Raw genomic sequence first — 17,133 nt, forward strand, 5'->3', positions numbered from 1 at the left:
CTTCTATTTTTTCAGTAAAGTGTTTATTTTTTTAAAAGAAAACAGCCTTCTTTATACTGTTTTCTAAGTGAATAAGGAATGTCGTTTTTTAGCGTTTTTTAGAAAACGATTTTCCCTCCATTTAGGATTATGTATTTAATGATAGGGGAAATAGGAAGAATAAAGATTTCATTTCCCGAGAAATGAAAAAATCCTTGCACTTTTGGCAAGGATTATTTATGAGGGTCTTCTTTAATAGATTCGTTATATTACTTAGCTCTTTTTTAGCTTTAATTCTTGTTTGTATTTCTCTAATTCTTTCATTGTGCAACGTACAAAGTGACCTGGCGTTACCTCTCTAAGTTCTGCTGGTTCACTTGTATCATGTACAGATGGATCATAAGCAATTCTCGTACGCTCACGTTCATAACGTGGATCTGGAAGTGGAATTGCGGACAATAGTGATTTTGTGTATGGGTGAATTGGGTTTTCATAAAGCTCATCCGCTTCTGCAAGTTCTACCATGTTCCCCATATACATAACACCAATGCGATCACTAATATATTTAACCATAGAAAGGTCGTGGGCAATAAATAAATAGGTTAGACCACGCTCTTTTTGAAGCTTTTTCAAAAGGTTAACAACCTGTGCTTGAATGGAAACATCTAGAGCAGAAATTGGCTCATCACAGATAATGAAATCTGGCTCTACAGCTAGTGCGCGAGCGATCCCAATTCTTTGTCGTTGACCACCACTGAATTCATGTGGGAAGCGTGTAGCATGCTCTTTGTTCAATCCTACCACTTCAAGTAATTCTTCTACTCTTTGACGACGCTCTTCAGGTGTTTTCGCAAGCTTATGGTTATCAATACCTTCTGCAATAATATCAAGTACCGTCATACGCGGATTTAGAGAAGAATGCGGATCTTGGAAAATCATTTGCATTTTTCGGTTGAAATTGCGAAGCTCTGCTTTTGACTTTTTCCCATGCACATCTTCACCATTAAATTTAACTTCTCCACCTGTTGCATCATAAAGACGGATAATGGTTCTACCTGTTGTAGATTTCCCACAACCAGATTCTCCAACAAGACCAAATGTTTCTCCTTTAAAAATTTCAAAGGATACACCATCTACAGCTTTAATGATTCTATCTCTACCTGCTGAAAAGTGCTTTTGCAAGTTTTTTACTTCTAATAATTTTTCTCTAGTCAACTTTTTTCACCATCCTTGCGACCTGTTTTGGAGAAACCAAGCATTCTTTGTTTAACCGCTTCTGGTGGCTCAATCTTTGGAGCATCTTCATGTAATAACCAAGTTGCTGCATAATGTGTATCAGAAACTTTAAACATTGGTGGTTCCATCACTGTGTCAATTTCCAATGCAAATTGATTTCTAGGCGCAAATGCATCTCCTGCTGGAGGCTTTAACATATTCGGTGGGCTTCCAGGTATAGCAAATAGTTCTTCATCTGTACTATCTAGTGTTGGCATAGATCCAATTAAACCCCAAGTATAAGGATGCTTTGGATTATAGAAAATATCATCTACTGTTCCAATTTCAACGATTTTACCTGCATACATAACAGCTACACGGTCTGCCACGTTTGCCACAACACCAAGGTCATGTGTAATGAAGATAATGGCACTTTCGGTTTTCTTTTGAATGTCCTTCATTAATTCTAAAATTTGTGCCTGAATTGTAACATCAAGTGCTGTTGTCGGTTCATCGGCAATTAGAATCTTAGGATTACATGCAAGAGCAATCGCTACAACTACACGCTGACGCATTCCACCTGAGAATTGATGTGGAAATTGATTAATGCGAATTTCCGGCTGTGGAATACCAACTAATTCAAGTAGCTCGAGAGCACGTTTCTTTGCATCAGATTTATTCATATTTTGATGCTTGACTAGACCTTCCATGATTTGGTTCCCAATTTTCATTGTTGGATTCAAAGAAGACATTGGATCTTGGAAAACCATTGAAATATCTTTTCCGCGAATTTTTTGCATTTCCTTCTTAGACTTTTTAACAAGATCTTCGCCCTCTAATAAAATTTCCCCACTTTTAATGACACTTTGTGGTTCAGGAAGAAGTCTCATTAAAGCATTAGAAGTAACGGATTTACCAGAACCGGATTCCCCTACAATTGCTAGTGTTTCCCCTTTATTTAACTCAAAGCTAACACCGCGAACAGCTTGTACTTCACCGTTGTAGGTGTTAAATGATACTCTTAAATCTTTGACTTCTAATAATTTACTCATTTATAAACACCTACTCTCCTATTTATGCATTTTAGGATCGAATGCATCACGCAAGCCATCACCTAATATATTGAATGCAATCATTAATACTGACAATACAGCCGCTGGGAAAACTAGTAAATACGGGTACAAACGTAAATTTGCAAATCCTAGTTCAATTAAAGCACCTAATGAAGCTTTAGGAGGTACAATACCTAATCCGATAAAGCTAAGGAATGCTTCGAAGAAAATAGCTCCAGGAATAGAGAACATTGTATTGACAATGATAATACCAGTAATATTCGGAACCAAATGTCTTCTAATAATCGTACCATTTGACGTTCCTAATGTTCTTGCGGCAAGTACAAACTCTTGATTTGTTAACTTCAATACTTCCCCACGAACAATACGGGACATTCCTATCCATCCTGTAATTGCTAATGCCACAACAATGGAGACAATACCAGGCTGGAGAATAAGCATCATTAAAAGAATTATTACTAGGTTTGGAATTCCTACTAATATTTCTGCAATACGCTGTAATACGTTATCGACTCTTCCGCCGTAGAAGCCAGAGACACCGCCATATGTTACCCCAATTAATAAATCAAGTACAGCTGCGACAAAGGCAATAATTAACGATACTCTTGTTCCTTCCCAAAGTCTTGTCCATTGGTCACGTCCAAGTGTATCCGTACCAAACCAGAAATAAGTATCATCCATATCTTTCGCTTCATAGATGTGGAAAGTTGCTCTTACTGCTGCTGAATTTCTTGAACCGTCTCCTTCATCAAGAACTTTAATATCAACAAACTCATCTGTACTTTTATAACGAGCCATTGCTTTTGCAGTTGCATCCTCTACATCTGTGCCTTCATATCTACCTGCTAAAGTACCATTCAAACCCAACCAAGAAATATTCTCTAACACTGGTACTCTTGGAGGAAGCTTTGCACGAGAAAGATCTTGACCGTTATTGCCATAGTCATTCATATGTGGACCAAAAATACTCAGTAAGATTATTAATAGTATTATAAATATACTGACTATTGCAGGTTTATTTTTTAATAATGTTCTTCTTGCATCCTGACCAAAGGTTCTACTTGGTGCCGTTATTTTTTCACTAATATTCTCTTCTTGCTTAAGAGGTTTAAATAAATTTTTATCAATTTTATTAAGTTTATTTTTATCCATTTTATTTTTTTCCTCCTGCAATTCTAATTCTAGGATCAATTAATCCATATAGGAGGTCAATGATTAAAATTATGATAACAAATCCAAAGGCAAACAATAAGGTTGTTCCCATAATTGTCGGATAATCATTTACAGTAACCGATGTAACAAATTGCTCTCCAATTCCAGGAATAGCAAAGATTTTCTCAATAACTAATGATCCTGTCATTAAGCCTACTGCCATAGGACCTATAACTGTAACTAAAGGTATCAATGCATTTCGTAATCCATGCTTAAAGATAATTCCTGCTTCACTAACCCCTTTTGCACGAGCTGTTGTAATATAATTGGAATGTAGTACCTCTATCATTTCTGTTCTTGTAAACCTTGCCGCAACAGCTAAAGGAGATATTGCTAGTGCAATAGTTGGTAGAATTGTATATTCAAAGCCACCCCAAAGCGCAACAGGTAGTAGATCCCATCTTACTGCAAAGAAATATTGTAATAGTCCTGCAAATACGAATGATGGAACCGATGTCCCGAGTACCGCAATAACAGTAGACGTATAATCGATTGGACCATTCCTATAAATAGACGCTATTAATCCTAGCAGAATTCCAACCACTGTCCCCAGCACTAATGCTTGTCCACCTAAAAGTGCGGACGGACCAATTTTGGCTGTCAATATTTTCGTAACAGGGGTATTATCAAACGCAAATGAAACACCTAAATCCCCTTGCACAAGTTTTCCTAAATAAGTCACATATTGAACGGGAATTGGATCGTTCAATCCATATTTTTCCAATATAATTGTTTTTTGTTCTTCACTTAATTTATCGTCAGCCTTCAACGGACTCCCTGGAAGAAACTTCATCAGGAAAAAGGAGACTGTTGCGATAATGAACAGTGTTATGAACATATACCATAAACGTCGAAGAAGATATCGAGCCATCTGTGCACCTCCTAATTTTCTTTGTTTATTATAGCATAATAATTTATTTTTGCTATAATCAGAATTTTCCTACTCAAAAATACAAGAGAGTATATGCTATAAAAGCATACACTCCCTCTTCATTTCATAGCATCGAATTTTTCAAAAAAGCTAAATTACTCAGCAGCTCCAACACTAGTCCATTTGTATTCATAAGTTGGTCCAAATGGATTTTCGATTAGGCCTTGAATTTTTGGAGATGATAGGAATGCACCACCGCGTTGGTATACAGGAGCAATCGCAGCATCTTCAAACAGAATTTTTTCAGCTTCTAAGAAGTTTTGGTAACGAGCTTCATTATCTGTAGCAAGAGTTGTAGTAGTTTCTTCTAACAATTTATCGTACTCTGCATTAGAGTAACCCATTTTGTTATTTCCGCCATCTGTAATCCATAAGCTTAAGAATGTATATGGATCTAGATAGTCAGGACCCCAACCAGCTAATTGAAGATCATAATCTTGTTTTGTATCAGCATCTAAACGTTGCTCAAATGGTACTTGTTTTAATGTTACTTTTAAACCTGGTAAGTTTGTTTGTAATTGGTTAGCTAGGTATTCATTCATAGTTTTTGATACATCTGTATCTCCACCTAAGAATTCGATTTCTACTGAATCAGTTCCTAATTCTTCTAAACCTTTTTCCCAGAATTCTTTAGCAGCAGCAGCATCAAATGTTACAAGATCTCCACTTACTTCACGGAAATCACCGCTACCATCTGGCATTGGAGTGAAATCAGCTGGTATTAAACCATTAGCAACAAGAGAACCGTTGTTTAAGATTGTGTTTACTAAAGCTTCTTTATCAAACGCACGGCTGATAGCTGCACGGATGTTTGTATTAGCAAGTGCTTCGTTTCTAGTTTGGTTAATTTTCAAATAGAACACAGAGTTGTCAGCTTTAATTGTATAGTCTTCATCAGAAGAATATTGGTCAACTAAGTCTGAAGATAAACCAGTACGGTCTACTTCTCCTTTTTCATAAAGGTCAACACTTGTTTGAGCATCTTTAACTACTACATAATTAATTGTTTCTAACTTAACTGTATCAGCATCCCAGTAAGTGTCGTTCTTAGCAAGATTCCATTTTTGAGCAGTACTTTCCCAGTTTTCTAATGTGAAAGGACCGTTAGCTAATAGATTTTCAGAGCTAGTAGCGAAAGCATCGCCTTTTTCTTCAACGAATTTTTGGTTCAACGGTAAGAATGTACCGAAAGAAGTTAAAGATTCGAAATATGGAGTAGGATTTGCAAGTTCAACAACTAAAGTATAGTCGCCATCTGCTTTAACTCCAAGTTCTTCTACTTTCATTTCACCTTTACTGATTTCAGTAGCATTTTTGATTACGCCACCCATCATGTAAGGACCATACTCAGAACCAGTATCTGGATTCACTGCACGTTGCCAAGCATAAACGAAGTCATTAGCAGTTACAGGATCTCCATTAGACCATTTTGCATCTTCACGTAACTTGAATGTCCAAGTTAAACCATCTTCTGATACTTCATGGCTTTCAGCAATACCAGGTACAGCTTCAGCGCCTTCACCTAAACGGTATAGACCTTCCATAGTAGCACCCAAGAATTGGAAACCATATTCATCTGTTGCCATTGATGGATCCATTGAAGGAATCGCATCTCCGTTAATTAAGTTTAAAACTTGTTCAACATTTGCCTCTTCTGCTGGCTTATCTGTATCTGTACCTTCAGATGCGTTATCATCGCCACCAGAACATGCTGCTAAAAATACACTTAGTATTAATGTAAGTGAAAGCAGCCAAGTAAATTTTCGCTTCATTAAAAAAGACCCCCCATTGTTATATTATTCTGTAAATTACATCTAAAAAAGAAGCTAAGCTGAGTATACTATTATTCTAATAGAGTTGTAAAGACTAAATATAGAGATAATTTCAAATATTGCTATACTATAACAAAGATATTTCGCATTATAACAACAAAGACAACGCTTACTTTTGTATTAAAATTCTAAAAATTTCTGTAAAAAAACACGGAATATATATGGCAAAAGAACGATTGATTGTTAAAAATATCCATATGCCAATATACTTTTTTACCTTATATTAGTAGATTGTTTTACTATTGCAGAATTCTTATAAGAGGTGATAATGACACAATTAATTATTTTTTACATTAATATAGTAAAAAGAATGCAAGATTTTAGATTTTCTCGCAGTTTCTACAAAGATTTGAACGTCTCCTCTCCAATCCAACCATACTTTCACTTTCAAATATGCTTTTCTCCTAATTTAGACAAATAATAGACTTTTCCAGTGGTCTCGACGGTTCAAATTAAAGTGTTATAGCTTCCGAAAATGTACTTTCTAAAAGAGATAAGGTAAAATACGATTATTCGTGTTACAAACATACTTAGTAAAGGTGAAAAATGATGCTTAATAAAAAATGGTCAATATTTCTAATAAATATCTTCCTAACACTGATTCTTTTTGTTATTTTTTCTTCGGAATATTCTTTTGTTCATTATATTAATTCCGTCTTTTATCTTTCTTTCTTTTACATTGTTATTTTTCTGTTTTTGTACATTGCAAAAGGAGGTTTTTTTGACGGAGTAACCTTCAGCTTTAGAAGATTCCATCACGTTATGCTAAAAAATGATGATTATATGGAAGAATGGAAGGAAAAGCCTCTTCCGTCTCAAAAATTTAATAAAAAAGTATACTCTGTCCTTAAATTTCAAGCTTTAGTACTCTTTATTTATTTATTCATTTTGCTCCTAGTCTACTATCTGTAATAATTAGGAGCTATTACTCCTTCTATAAAAAGCTTTTTACACACTTACTCATTTTTTCAAAAATGTAGGAATATTTATTCAATTACAACATTAAAATTGTATATATAGTGTTTTCCTATTATAATAGGGTTGTAAAAAAATTGAAATGAGGGGGATGTATTAATGAAATTGGAAGCGTTTCCACCCGTGAAAGGCAAGCATAACCTTGAAAACTATGAGGAATTGTACCAACATTTCAAATGGGACCAAGCAGAAAAGGATTTTTCTTGGCATCAGACTGGAAAAGTTAATTTGGCTTATGAAGCAATTGACCGTCACGCTGAAAACTACCGCGCCAATAAAGTAGCCCTCCATTATTTTCATCCATCAAGAAAAGAAACTTATACATTTAAAGACTTAAAAAAATTATCAAATAAAGCAGGAAACGTTTTAAAGGATGTAGGAAAAGTAAAAAAAGGCGATCGCGTCTTTATTTTTATGCCTCGTTCACCAGAATTATATTTCAGCTTAATTGGAGCGATAAAATTAGGAGCTATCGTTGGCCCACTGTTTGAAGCATTTATGGAAGATGCCGTAAAAGACCGCCTCCATGATAGTGAAGCCAAAGTGATTATTACCACACCTGAACTAGTAAATAGAATTCCACATACAGAATTACCTGCTTTAGAAACGATTTTTATTGTCGGAGAAAACATACAAGAAGACGATAAAACAAAAGATTTCCTTCATCATTTTCAAACTGCTTCTATTGAATTAGATATTGAATGGGTCGATCGTAAGGATGGTTTAATCCTTCACTATACCTCAGGTTCTACAGGAAAGCCAAAAGGTGTACTACATGTCCACAATGCGATGATCCAACACTATCAAACAGCAAAGTGGGTATTAGATTTGCAAGAAGATGATGTCTACTGGTGCACAGCCGATCCTGGATGGGTTACCGGTACTTCTTATGGCATCTTTGGTCCTTGGCTAACGGGCTCAACAAATGTTGTTGCAGGTGGCCGCTTTAGTCCTGATATATGGTATAAAGTAATTGAGACCTTTGGTGTAACTGTTTGGTACAGTGCTCCTACCTCATTCCGTATGCTTATGGCTGCTGGTGAGGAAGTAACCGAAAAATATACACTTTCATCCTTGCGTCATATTTTAAGTGTAGGAGAGCCACTTAACCCAGAAGTAATCCGTTGGGGTTACGATGTATTTGGACATCGCATTCATGATACTTGGTGGATGACTGAAACCGGCGCTCAGCTTATTTGTAATTTACCTTGTATGGACATTAAGCTAGGTTCAATGGGGAAACCACTTCCAGGCATAGAAGCAGTTATTTTAGATGATAACGGTAACATTTCGCCTCCTAATCAGATGGGTCATTTAGCTATTAAAAAGGGCTGGCCATCGATGATGCATACAATTTGGAACAATCAAGAAAAGTTTGATAGTTATTTTCAGCATGGGGAATGGTATGTTTCTGGGGATTCAGCTTATATGGATGAAGAAGGGTATTTCTGGTTTCAAGGTCGAGTTGATGATGTGATTATGACTGCTGGAGAAAGAGTTGGTCCATTCGAGGTGGAAAGCAAATTAATCGAATTCCCAGCAGTGGCAGAAGCTGGGGTCATTGGAAAACCTGATCCTATTAGAGGAGAAATTATTAAAGCCTTTATTGCATTGGTTGATGGCTATGAAGAAACAGACGAATTAAAAGAAGAAATACGTTTATTTGTAAAAAACGGGTTAGCTGCTCATGCGGCTCCAAGAGAAATTGAATTCTGCGAAAAGCTTCCAAAAACCCGCAGTGGAAAAATAATGAGACGGGTACTAAAAGCCTGGGAACTTGGACTCCCTACTGGAGATCTTTCTACAATGGAGGATTAATATACTTGATATTAGGAAGGAAATGAGCGCACTTCTTTTATCCCTAAAAAGGAAGTGCACTCATTTCCTCTTTTATGTTAAAAATGGACAATAATTTTTGATAAACAAGGTTAAATCTTGGTGTTTTTTTCCTTTGTATGGCAAAATATAAGTGGCTCATTTACGATTGAAAAGATTTTGTTATAAAAATTTTTTAAAGCGTTTTCTATTAAGAGAAGGGACTGAAAAACGTGAGAACAATCAAACTAGGAAGCAGTAATTTAGAAGTGCCTGTTGTAGCGGTCGGCTGCATGCGTATTAACTCATTAGAAAAAAAGGATGCAGAACAATTTGTACAAACTGCTTTAGAACAAGGTGCTAACTTTTTTGATCACGCAGATATTTATGGTGGCGGAACTTGTGAAGAAATATTTGCAGAAGCTATTCATATGACTCCAAGCGTTCGTGAGAATATTATATTGCAATCCAAATGCGGTATTCGCAAAGGAATGTTTGACTTTTCAAAAGAACATATCTTAAACTCCGTTGATGGAATTCTAAGTAGACTGAAAACGGAATATTTGGATACACTTCTACTTCATCGTCCCGATGCTTTAGTTGAACCAGAGGAAGTTGCAGAAGCATTCGATATTCTTGAGCAATCAGGAAAAGTTCGTCATTTTGGCGTTTCAAACCAAAATCCAATGCAAATACAATTATTACAGAAATACGTAAAACAACCACTTGTAGCTAACCAATTGCAATTAAGCATTACAAACGCCAATATGATTTCAAATGGGGTCAATGTAAATATGGAGAATGATTCTGCTATTAACCGAGATGGCAGTATTTTAGACTTCTGTCGCTTAAATGATATTACAATCCAACCTTGGTCTCCATTCCAATATGGCTTCTTTGAAGGGGTATTCCTTGGAAACGAGAAATTCCCTGAATTAAATAAACAAATTGATGAAATTGCTGAAAAGTATCAAGTTAGCAATACAACCATTGCGATTGCGTGGTTATTGCGCCATCCTGCTAACATGCAACCAGTTATTGGAACAATGAATGTAGATCGTTTAATAGATTGTATAAAAGCAAGTGACGTTCATTTAACTAGAGAAGAGTGGTACAGTATTTATCGCTCAGCGGGAAATATTTTACCTTAATCCATTTCTTATTAATAGAATAAAATCGTATTTAATACTGCAAAAAAACCTGTCAACTACTCATAATTTTGAAAAGTTGACAGGTTTTTTTTATCGATTATCTACTTTCTCCGGGTACATATCATGGTTCATTAAACGATGTGCTGCCATCTCTTCAAATTTAGACCCAGGTTTTCCATAATTGCACCATGGGTCAATTGAAATTCCACCACGTGGAGTGAATTTTCCCCATACCTCAATATATCTTGGATCTAATAACTTAATTAAATCATTCATAATAATATTGACACAATCTTCATGAAAATCCCCATGATTACGGAAGCTAAATAAATATAATTTAAGCGATTTACTCTCTACTATTTTCTTATTTGGTATATACGAAATATACATCGTTGCAAAGTCAGGCTGTCCAGTTATTGGACATAGACTAGTAAACTCTGGACAATTAAATTTCACAAAATAATCTCGATCAGCGTGAAGATTATCTACTGACTCTAAAACTTCTGGTGCATAATCGCTTTTATATTGAGTGTTTTGATTTCCTAATAATGTTAAATCTGTTAATCCTTCTTCTTTCTTTCTTCCAGACATTTTAAAACTCCTCCTTGTATGGTGTTTCCCAACACTGCTTAAAAGAGAGGTATTTTACCTTACGTAGAAACTAGCTGAATAAAACAAAAAAAGCCATATCCTTTTTATGGACATGGCGTTGATTGCATGTATCCATAGTTTTTTATAGAGGGTATTTGCTATGAACCTCTCCCGTCTCAGTACGGGTATATCGTTTTTAACTATATAGAATTAGAAAAAATTCGTCAATTAGAAATTAATAGATTCCTCTTTTCTTAAGGCTTTACCTAAATTTTTTTGCGATAGGCAGCTTCAATAGTTCCAAATATAATTTTTCCTATTGAAAAACAATACTCTCATCGAAAGCTACCTACTTATGCTGAACTTCTATTGTTTCGATTCCTTCCTCTTCTATTTCAGCCTTTAAATCATCTTGTACCGTAACATCCGCCAGCTTTACTTTAGAGCGATAGGCAGAACGAACGACTACGTGGGATGCAACAGGTGAAGTTAGAAAAACAAAGAAAATCCCTAGAAATAAACGAATGCTAAACGTGCCCTCTATGATAAAAAAGACAAACGTTCCAACAAGAGTAAAAAGCACTCCCATAGTGGAGCTTTTAGATGCTGCATGCGATCTTGTATAAACATCTGGCAGTCTTATTAGTCCTAATGAGCTAAGAAAACAGAAGATAGCTCCAAACAATATTAGTAGAACTGCTATAAGCTCAATCGGATTGTTTTCGCTCAATGACTACACCTCTTTCAATATAACGTGCAAAAGCAATCGTTCCAATAAACGATAGAATCCCGATTAGCAGAATTACTTCAAAAAAGCCTGTATTTCGTAGTAACACAGAAAAGATAGCGACTCCTGCAATTAAATTAATCCCCAAACAATCTAGAGCCTGGATTCTGTCTGGAGCAGAGGGGCCTTTTACCAATCGAAAAACCGTTGCCACTATAGACAGAAGAAGTAATATTAAAGATCCAACCAATAAATTATCAATCATAACGAGTCACCCTCTTAATAGCCTTTTCAAATTTTTCTTTCGAACGAAAGATTGATTCCTTTTGAGCAGGTATATCCATTGCATGGATAAAAAACTTTTTATTATCAGAAGTCACCTCAACAACAACCGATCCAGGAGTTAAATTCATCAATAAAGCTAACAAGGAAACCTCCAGTTCCCCTTTTAATTCCGTCTCTAAGGAAAATATTCCTGGGGAAATATTAATCCTTGGCTTTGTTATTTGTTGGATGACTACTATACTCGATGTAAACAGTTGTTCAATAAAAACAACAAACAACCTAACCACTGCAAAAAATGTATCTAAATAAAATTTAGTTGGCATATAACGACGCAAGATAAAAAGAACGAGAATTCCAAATAAATACCCTGTAAAGAAGGTCAATACATTCCATGTGTCTTGCAAAAACATCCACACAACACCGATTAACAAGTTAATTAGTATTTGCATTGGCATGGTTATCACCCCTTTCCATCTATTAAATTACTCCTTTTATTTTCCATTCCCTAAAACTGCTTCTATATAATAAGAAGGATTCATTAACCCTTCGACTGCCATATCTACATATTCATGAATTCCTTCTGTACCGATTCCTAAAGCAATCGTCAAGGAAGTAAGCAGAGCAATTGGCAGCATTAATCCCTTTGTTGTCCCTTTTTCTTGTTCTAGAGTTAAATCGGTATATCCCCAAAATACGGACATAAATACTTTCATAATAGAGTAAAGAACAAATAAACTACTAATCAGTCCGAATGCACCTAGCCAATAATAGCCTGCAGTAAACGTCCCTTCTGTTATAAATATTTTTCCGAGAAAGCCACTTAAAGGAGGTATCCCGGATAAAGATAATGCTGCAATAAAGAACATCCAGCCTAATTGAGGATGCAAACGAATCAATCCATTCATATCATCTAATTTACTTGTTCCTGTTAGATGGATAATGGTTCCTCCTAATAAGAAAATAAGTGCTTTGATCACCATATCATGAATGAGATAATAGATAGAACCAGTCATCCCCGCTGTTGTGTAAGTAGCGACACCTGCTAAAATAAAGCCGACACCAATAACCACATTGTAGGTCATTACCTTATGAATATCTCTATAGGCAACCGCTCCGATTGCTCCAAGCGTCATCGTGATTGCAGCAAGGATACCGATTAATAAATGTGTAATTCGTACTTCATGATAAAAAATCAATGTAAATACTCGAATAATCGCATACATTCCAACCTTTGTTAACAGCGCAGCAAAAATAGCGGAAATAGCTGTCGGTGGAGCACTATAGGAACCAGGAAGCCAGAAAAATAAAAACAACCCAGCCTTTAAACTAAATACGACTAAAAATAAAATAGCTACTGTCGTCATTAATCCATCTTGCCCAACTTCGGCAATTCGGACAGACAAATGCGCAAAGTTTAACGTTCCTGTAATTGCATATAAATAAGCAATTGCCACTAGAAATAGAAAAGACGAGATAATATTAATCAAAATATATTTAATCGACTCTCTTAGCTGTCCCCTTGTTCCTCCTAATGAAATTAATACATAGGATGCCACAAGCATTACTTCAAAACAAACAAATAGATTAAAAATATCACCCGTTAAAAAGGATCCGTTTACCCCTGTTATTAAAACCAAAAACAGCGGATAAAAGTAATATTTTTCTCTTTGCTCACCAATTGAATGAAATGCGTATAATAAACAACAAAATCCAACTATGCTAGTAACGAAAACAAGAATCGCTGCAAACATATCTGCAACCATACTTACGCCAAACGGTGCCTCCCATCCCCCTAACTGAATGGACTGAATACCTTCTGCTTTAATTTGACAAATTAAAATAATCGTCACTATAAAAACAGAAATAATTGCTACTAGACTTAATATTCGATGAAGCGTAACTTTGTCTCTAAAAATCACCATGATCATCGCAAAAACGATAGGAAGGATGATCGGCAATATTACAATATTATTCATCCTCATTACCCCTCAATAGATCTGTATCATCGGTGCCAAGCACTTTATATGCTCGATAGCTTAGTACTAAAAACAAAGCAGTCGTTGCAAAGTTTATGACAATAGCTGTAAGCAGCAATGCTTGCGGTAAGGAATCAGCAAAAGTATGATCGGTTATTCCTAAAAGCGGAGGACCACCTTTATTCAATCCTCCCATTGTAATAATAAGCAAGTTTACACCGTGACCAAGAATAGACGTTCCTAAAATAATTCGTAATAATGTTTTTGTTAATATAAGATAAATTCCGATGGAAAATAATACTCCCACTAGAATAGACATTAATGTCTCCATTAGCGATCATCCCCAATCGTCATAATAATGGTTATCGCTGTACCGATAACGGCTAGAGCAACTCCAATATCAAAAATGACAGCCGTTGCTAATTCCGTTTTTCCGAAAATAGGCAATTCAAAGTATCCGAAAGCTTGGGTCAAAAACGATTCACCAAATGCCATTCCACCAACGCCTGTTAAAACGGCAATTAGCACACCTACCCCTGCTAACACTTTAAAATCGACAGGAATATTTTTTCGAACAGTTTCAATATCAAAAGTAAGAAATAGCAAAATAATGGCAGCAGCAAACGTAAGACCGCCAATAAATCCTCCACCTGGAAAATGATGTCCAGAGACAAAAAGATTTATCGCAAAGGTAAGGATAATAACGACAGCAACCTTTGTGACACTTCGAATGATAATATCATTTGGTTTCTTCATCTTTATCCCCTCCCACTAGCCTTACCTTTATTAATGTGTATACGCCTAAACCAGCAACGGTTAACACCAGAATCTCTAACATTGTATCGATTCCTCTGAAATCAACTAAAATAGCATTTACAATATTTTTAGCTCCTGCCAGCTTATAAGAATCTTCATAGTAGCTTGAAATGGACGCAAATAGATGGGTACCATTAGCAGAAAGAGCTACCATGGTAACAACTACTCCTACTCCTATAGAGATAATGGCATTGACCGCTTTAAAACGAATCCTGCTAATTTCCTTCTTCAATTGCGGCAAATGATAGAAACACAATAGGAATAAAACAGTGGTTACCGTTTCTACTACTAATTGAGTCAACGCCAAATCTGGAGCTCTAAAGAGAACAAAGAAAAAGGAAACAAGAAAACCAAGCGCTCCTACTGCTACAATCGATGTAATTCTTGACTTCGAGAAAAGAACAGTAACAGAACTTATAATCATTGCAATAACTATTCCAATATCAAAAATACTAATTGGTGAGTCGTGAGTCATATCGAAAGTAAACCCATTAAAAAGCACGAGGGAACCCCCGATTATCACAATGATGAATCCGAATATATAAACTAAATAATCACGAAGGAATCCCGTCATATAAAAATTGGTTATCGATTTAGCCAGTTTTTCGGTATATTCCAAAGTAAGATTATATAAATTGCTTAATGTTATAGCCTGTGGATAGAAACGATAAAGCTTATACCATTTTCTTAGTAGCAGATATAAGATAGTTCCTAATGCCACAACCCCAATGGTCATCCAAAGTTCTGTATTGAACCCATGGAAGGCACTTATTTTTTTTGATTCCACCGTATGTGCAAGAGACGGTAATACTGAAGCAAACGCTGGCTTTAATAAATATTTTGATACCACGTTTGGTATAAAGAAGAAAAGAACAACTAGTGTACCTAAGATAATCGGAGAGATTAATAATCCAATTGGCGCTTCATGCACCTCTTTATCTAATTTTGGTACTTTCTTTTTTCCTCTAAATGTTTTGAAAACTAAGATCATACAATAAATAAACGTAAAGACACTTGCAACCCAAGCAATAATTGGAAGGAAGATGCCGATATGCTGAAGATTGAATATTTCCATATGCGACGCATTCACTACAGCCGTAAAGAACATTTCTTTACTTAAGAAACCATTGAATGGCGGTAGACCAGCCATCGAAAAACCACCAATTACAGTAAGTGTAAAAGAAACTGGCATTAAATGAATTAACCCACCTAGCCTACGAAGATCTCGAGTGCCAGTTTCATGGTCAATAATTCCAACTACCATAAACAATGAACCTTTAAAGGTGGAATGGTTTACTAAGTGAAAAATCGCTGCAAAAATTGCCGTTGCATATAATGCTGACTCATCTACTCCTAAATCCTTATGCAATGCAGCAGAGCCAAGCCCCAGTAAGCTCATAATTAATCCTAATTGACTTATGGTGGAATATGCTAATAAAGCTTTTAAATCCGTCTGTTTCACGGCATTAAACGAGCCATATAACAAAGTGAAAATACCAATTCCTCCAACTAGCCAAAACCACTCTATTGTCCCACCGAAAATCGGTGTTAAACGAGCAACTAAATAAATGCCAGCTTTCACCATCGTCGCTGAGTGTAAATAAGCACTAATTGGCGTCGGTGCTTCCATGGCATCAGGAAGCCAAATACTAAACGGGAATTGAGCCGACTTCGTAAACGCTCCAAGTAAAATAAGAACCATAGCTGGTATGAATAATTTATGACTCTGGATAAGTTGGATGTTCGATAATGTCTCTCTAATACTTGTCGTATCTGCCATAATAGACATCATAATCAAGCCAGCTAACATGGCTAATCCACCAAAAACAGTAATTAGCATCGCTTTTTGCGCGCCATATCTTGAACGATCCCTTTCATACCAATAAGCAATTAGTAAAAAAGAGGATACACTAGTAATTTCCCAAAAAACATATAAAACAAAATAATTATCTGACACCACTAATCCAAGCATAGCTCCCATGAATAACAATAAATATACATAGAAGTTATGCAATGCTTCCCGTTGCTTTGATAAATAGAAGATAGAGTACAAAATGACTAACGTTCCTATCCCCGCAATCAATAATCCAAATACTAAACTTAGTCCATCTAAGTAAGTTGTAAAATTAATGTCGTAAGCAGGTATCCACTTGACTGTAGAAGTAAGCACTGCCCCCTTCGCTATTTTTGGGATGTACATTAACAGGAAAATGAAAATGGTTAATGGAACAATTAAGACAAACCATCCTGTATGAATTCGAGGTGTTAGCCTTTTATAGATGAAAGGTACGATTAGTGCAAACACAAATGGTAAAAATATCATAAAATGTAACCAAGTCATTTATTATCCCTCCTTTAATCGTGTTTATATTTTGGGCTATTTGCTTTCTAAAATGTATTAATAATGGAAACTATGTCTAACCTTACTATTAGTAAAAGAAACGGATAATATTTGTCATTTGGATAATTTCAGAAATGCATTGACTCATAAAGTACCATACGTTATAGTCATACATAGTTTATTATTAGTGGTGTAAATCATTCACATCTATTGA

General features: G+C 35.7%; 16 protein-coding genes and 1 riboswitch. Of the genes, 3 read left to right on the forward strand and 13 right to left on the reverse strand.

Annotated features, from left to right (window positions below; translation table 11 throughout):
• Positions 1-252 precede the first annotated feature (252 nt).
• The 5 genes from NYE52_RS21595 to NYE52_RS21615 form a co-directional block, all read right to left on the reverse strand.
• Positions 253-1,194 (reverse strand): ABC transporter ATP-binding protein, encoded by a 942-nt coding sequence (locus tag NYE52_RS21595; protein ID WP_341194960.1) that lies wholly within the window; start codon positions 1,192-1,194, stop codon positions 253-255.
• A complete protein-coding gene (locus NYE52_RS21600; RefSeq protein WP_341194961.1) occupies positions 1,191-2,246 on the reverse strand; it encodes an ABC transporter ATP-binding protein in 1,056 nt (351 codons plus the stop codon). The genes NYE52_RS21595 and NYE52_RS21600 overlap by 4 nt, the downstream gene beginning before the upstream one ends.
• Positions 2,247-2,264: 18 nt before the next feature.
• Positions 2,265-3,419 (reverse strand): oligopeptide ABC transporter permease, encoded by a 1,155-nt coding sequence (opp3C, locus tag NYE52_RS21605; RefSeq protein ID WP_341194962.1) that lies wholly within the window; start codon positions 3,417-3,419, stop codon positions 2,265-2,267.
• 1 nt (position 3,420) lies between these two features.
• On the reverse strand, positions 3,421-4,350 hold the full coding sequence (gene opp3b / locus NYE52_RS21610) for an oligopeptide ABC transporter permease (protein ID WP_341194963.1): 930 nt from the start codon (positions 4,348-4,350) through the stop codon (positions 3,421-3,423).
• Between the two features lie 155 nt (positions 4,351-4,505).
• Positions 4,506-6,182, reverse strand: coding sequence for a peptide ABC transporter substrate-binding protein (locus tag NYE52_RS21615; RefSeq protein ID WP_341194964.1), 1,677 nt, complete (start codon positions 6,180-6,182; stop codon positions 4,506-4,508).
• A 609-nt stretch (positions 6,183-6,791) separates the two neighbouring features.
• Here NYE52_RS21615 and NYE52_RS21620 point away from each other — a divergent pair.
• The 3 genes from NYE52_RS21620 to NYE52_RS21630 all read left to right on the forward strand — a co-directional run bounded on the left by NYE52_RS21620 (position 6,792) and on the right by NYE52_RS21630 (position 10,183).
• Positions 6,792-7,154: a DUF3899 domain-containing protein gene (locus NYE52_RS21620; protein WP_341194965.1), complete on the forward strand. Its 363-nt coding sequence runs from the start codon at positions 6,792-6,794 to the stop codon at positions 7,152-7,154.
• 162 nt (positions 7,155-7,316) lie between these two features.
• A complete protein-coding gene (gene acsA, locus NYE52_RS21625) occupies positions 7,317-9,035 on the forward strand; it encodes an acetate--CoA ligase (protein WP_341194966.1) in 1,719 nt (572 codons plus the stop codon).
• Positions 9,036-9,265: 230 nt separating this feature from the next.
• A complete protein-coding gene (locus NYE52_RS21630) occupies positions 9,266-10,183 on the forward strand; it encodes an aldo/keto reductase (protein ID WP_341194967.1) in 918 nt (305 codons plus the stop codon).
• 90 nt (positions 10,184-10,273) lie between these two features.
• On the opposite strand, the gene queF is transcribed toward NYE52_RS21630, so the two are convergent.
• From queF to NYE52_RS21670, 8 genes are all read right to left on the reverse strand, one after another.
• Entirely contained in the window at positions 10,274-10,774 is a 501-nt protein-coding gene (gene queF, locus NYE52_RS21635; protein WP_341194968.1) for a preQ(1) synthase, read from the reverse strand.
• A 128-nt stretch (positions 10,775-10,902) separates the two neighbouring features.
• Positions 10,903-10,949: riboswitch (PreQ1 riboswitch) on the reverse strand.
• A 174-nt stretch (positions 10,950-11,123) separates the two neighbouring features.
• Complete coding sequence (gene mnhG / locus NYE52_RS21640; protein WP_341194969.1) at positions 11,124-11,504, reverse strand: monovalent cation/H(+) antiporter subunit G; 381 nt, start codon at positions 11,502-11,504, stop codon at positions 11,124-11,126.
• A complete protein-coding gene (locus NYE52_RS21645; protein ID WP_341194970.1) occupies positions 11,482-11,766 on the reverse strand; it encodes a Na(+)/H(+) antiporter subunit F1 in 285 nt (94 codons plus the stop codon). Before NYE52_RS21645 ends, mnhG begins: the two co-directional genes overlap by 23 nt.
• Entirely contained in the window at positions 11,759-12,241 is a 483-nt protein-coding gene (locus NYE52_RS21650; RefSeq protein WP_341194971.1) for a Na+/H+ antiporter subunit E, read from the reverse strand. Before NYE52_RS21650 ends, NYE52_RS21645 begins: the two co-directional genes overlap by 8 nt.
• Positions 12,242-12,277: 36 nt before the next feature.
• Positions 12,278-13,762, reverse strand: a complete 1,485-nt coding sequence (locus NYE52_RS21655) for a Na+/H+ antiporter subunit D (RefSeq protein ID WP_341194972.1) — start codon at positions 13,760-13,762, stop codon at positions 12,278-12,280.
• A complete protein-coding gene (locus tag NYE52_RS21660; protein ID WP_047940925.1) occupies positions 13,755-14,093 on the reverse strand; it encodes a Na(+)/H(+) antiporter subunit C in 339 nt (112 codons plus the stop codon). The genes NYE52_RS21655 and NYE52_RS21660 overlap by 8 nt, the downstream gene beginning before the upstream one ends.
• Positions 14,093-14,518 (reverse strand): Na(+)/H(+) antiporter subunit B, encoded by a 426-nt coding sequence (locus NYE52_RS21665; protein WP_341194973.1) that lies wholly within the window; start codon positions 14,516-14,518, stop codon positions 14,093-14,095. The genes NYE52_RS21660 and NYE52_RS21665 overlap by 1 nt, the downstream gene beginning before the upstream one ends.
• Positions 14,502-16,919 (reverse strand): Na+/H+ antiporter subunit A, encoded by a 2,418-nt coding sequence (locus tag NYE52_RS21670; RefSeq protein WP_341194974.1) that lies wholly within the window; start codon positions 16,917-16,919, stop codon positions 14,502-14,504. The genes NYE52_RS21665 and NYE52_RS21670 overlap by 17 nt, the downstream gene beginning before the upstream one ends.
• Between the last annotated feature and the right edge of the window lie 214 nt (positions 16,920-17,133).

Source organism: Niallia sp. FSL W8-0635, from assembly GCF_038007965.1.
Taxonomy (GTDB): Bacteria; Bacillota; Bacilli; order Bacillales; family Cytobacillaceae; genus Niallia.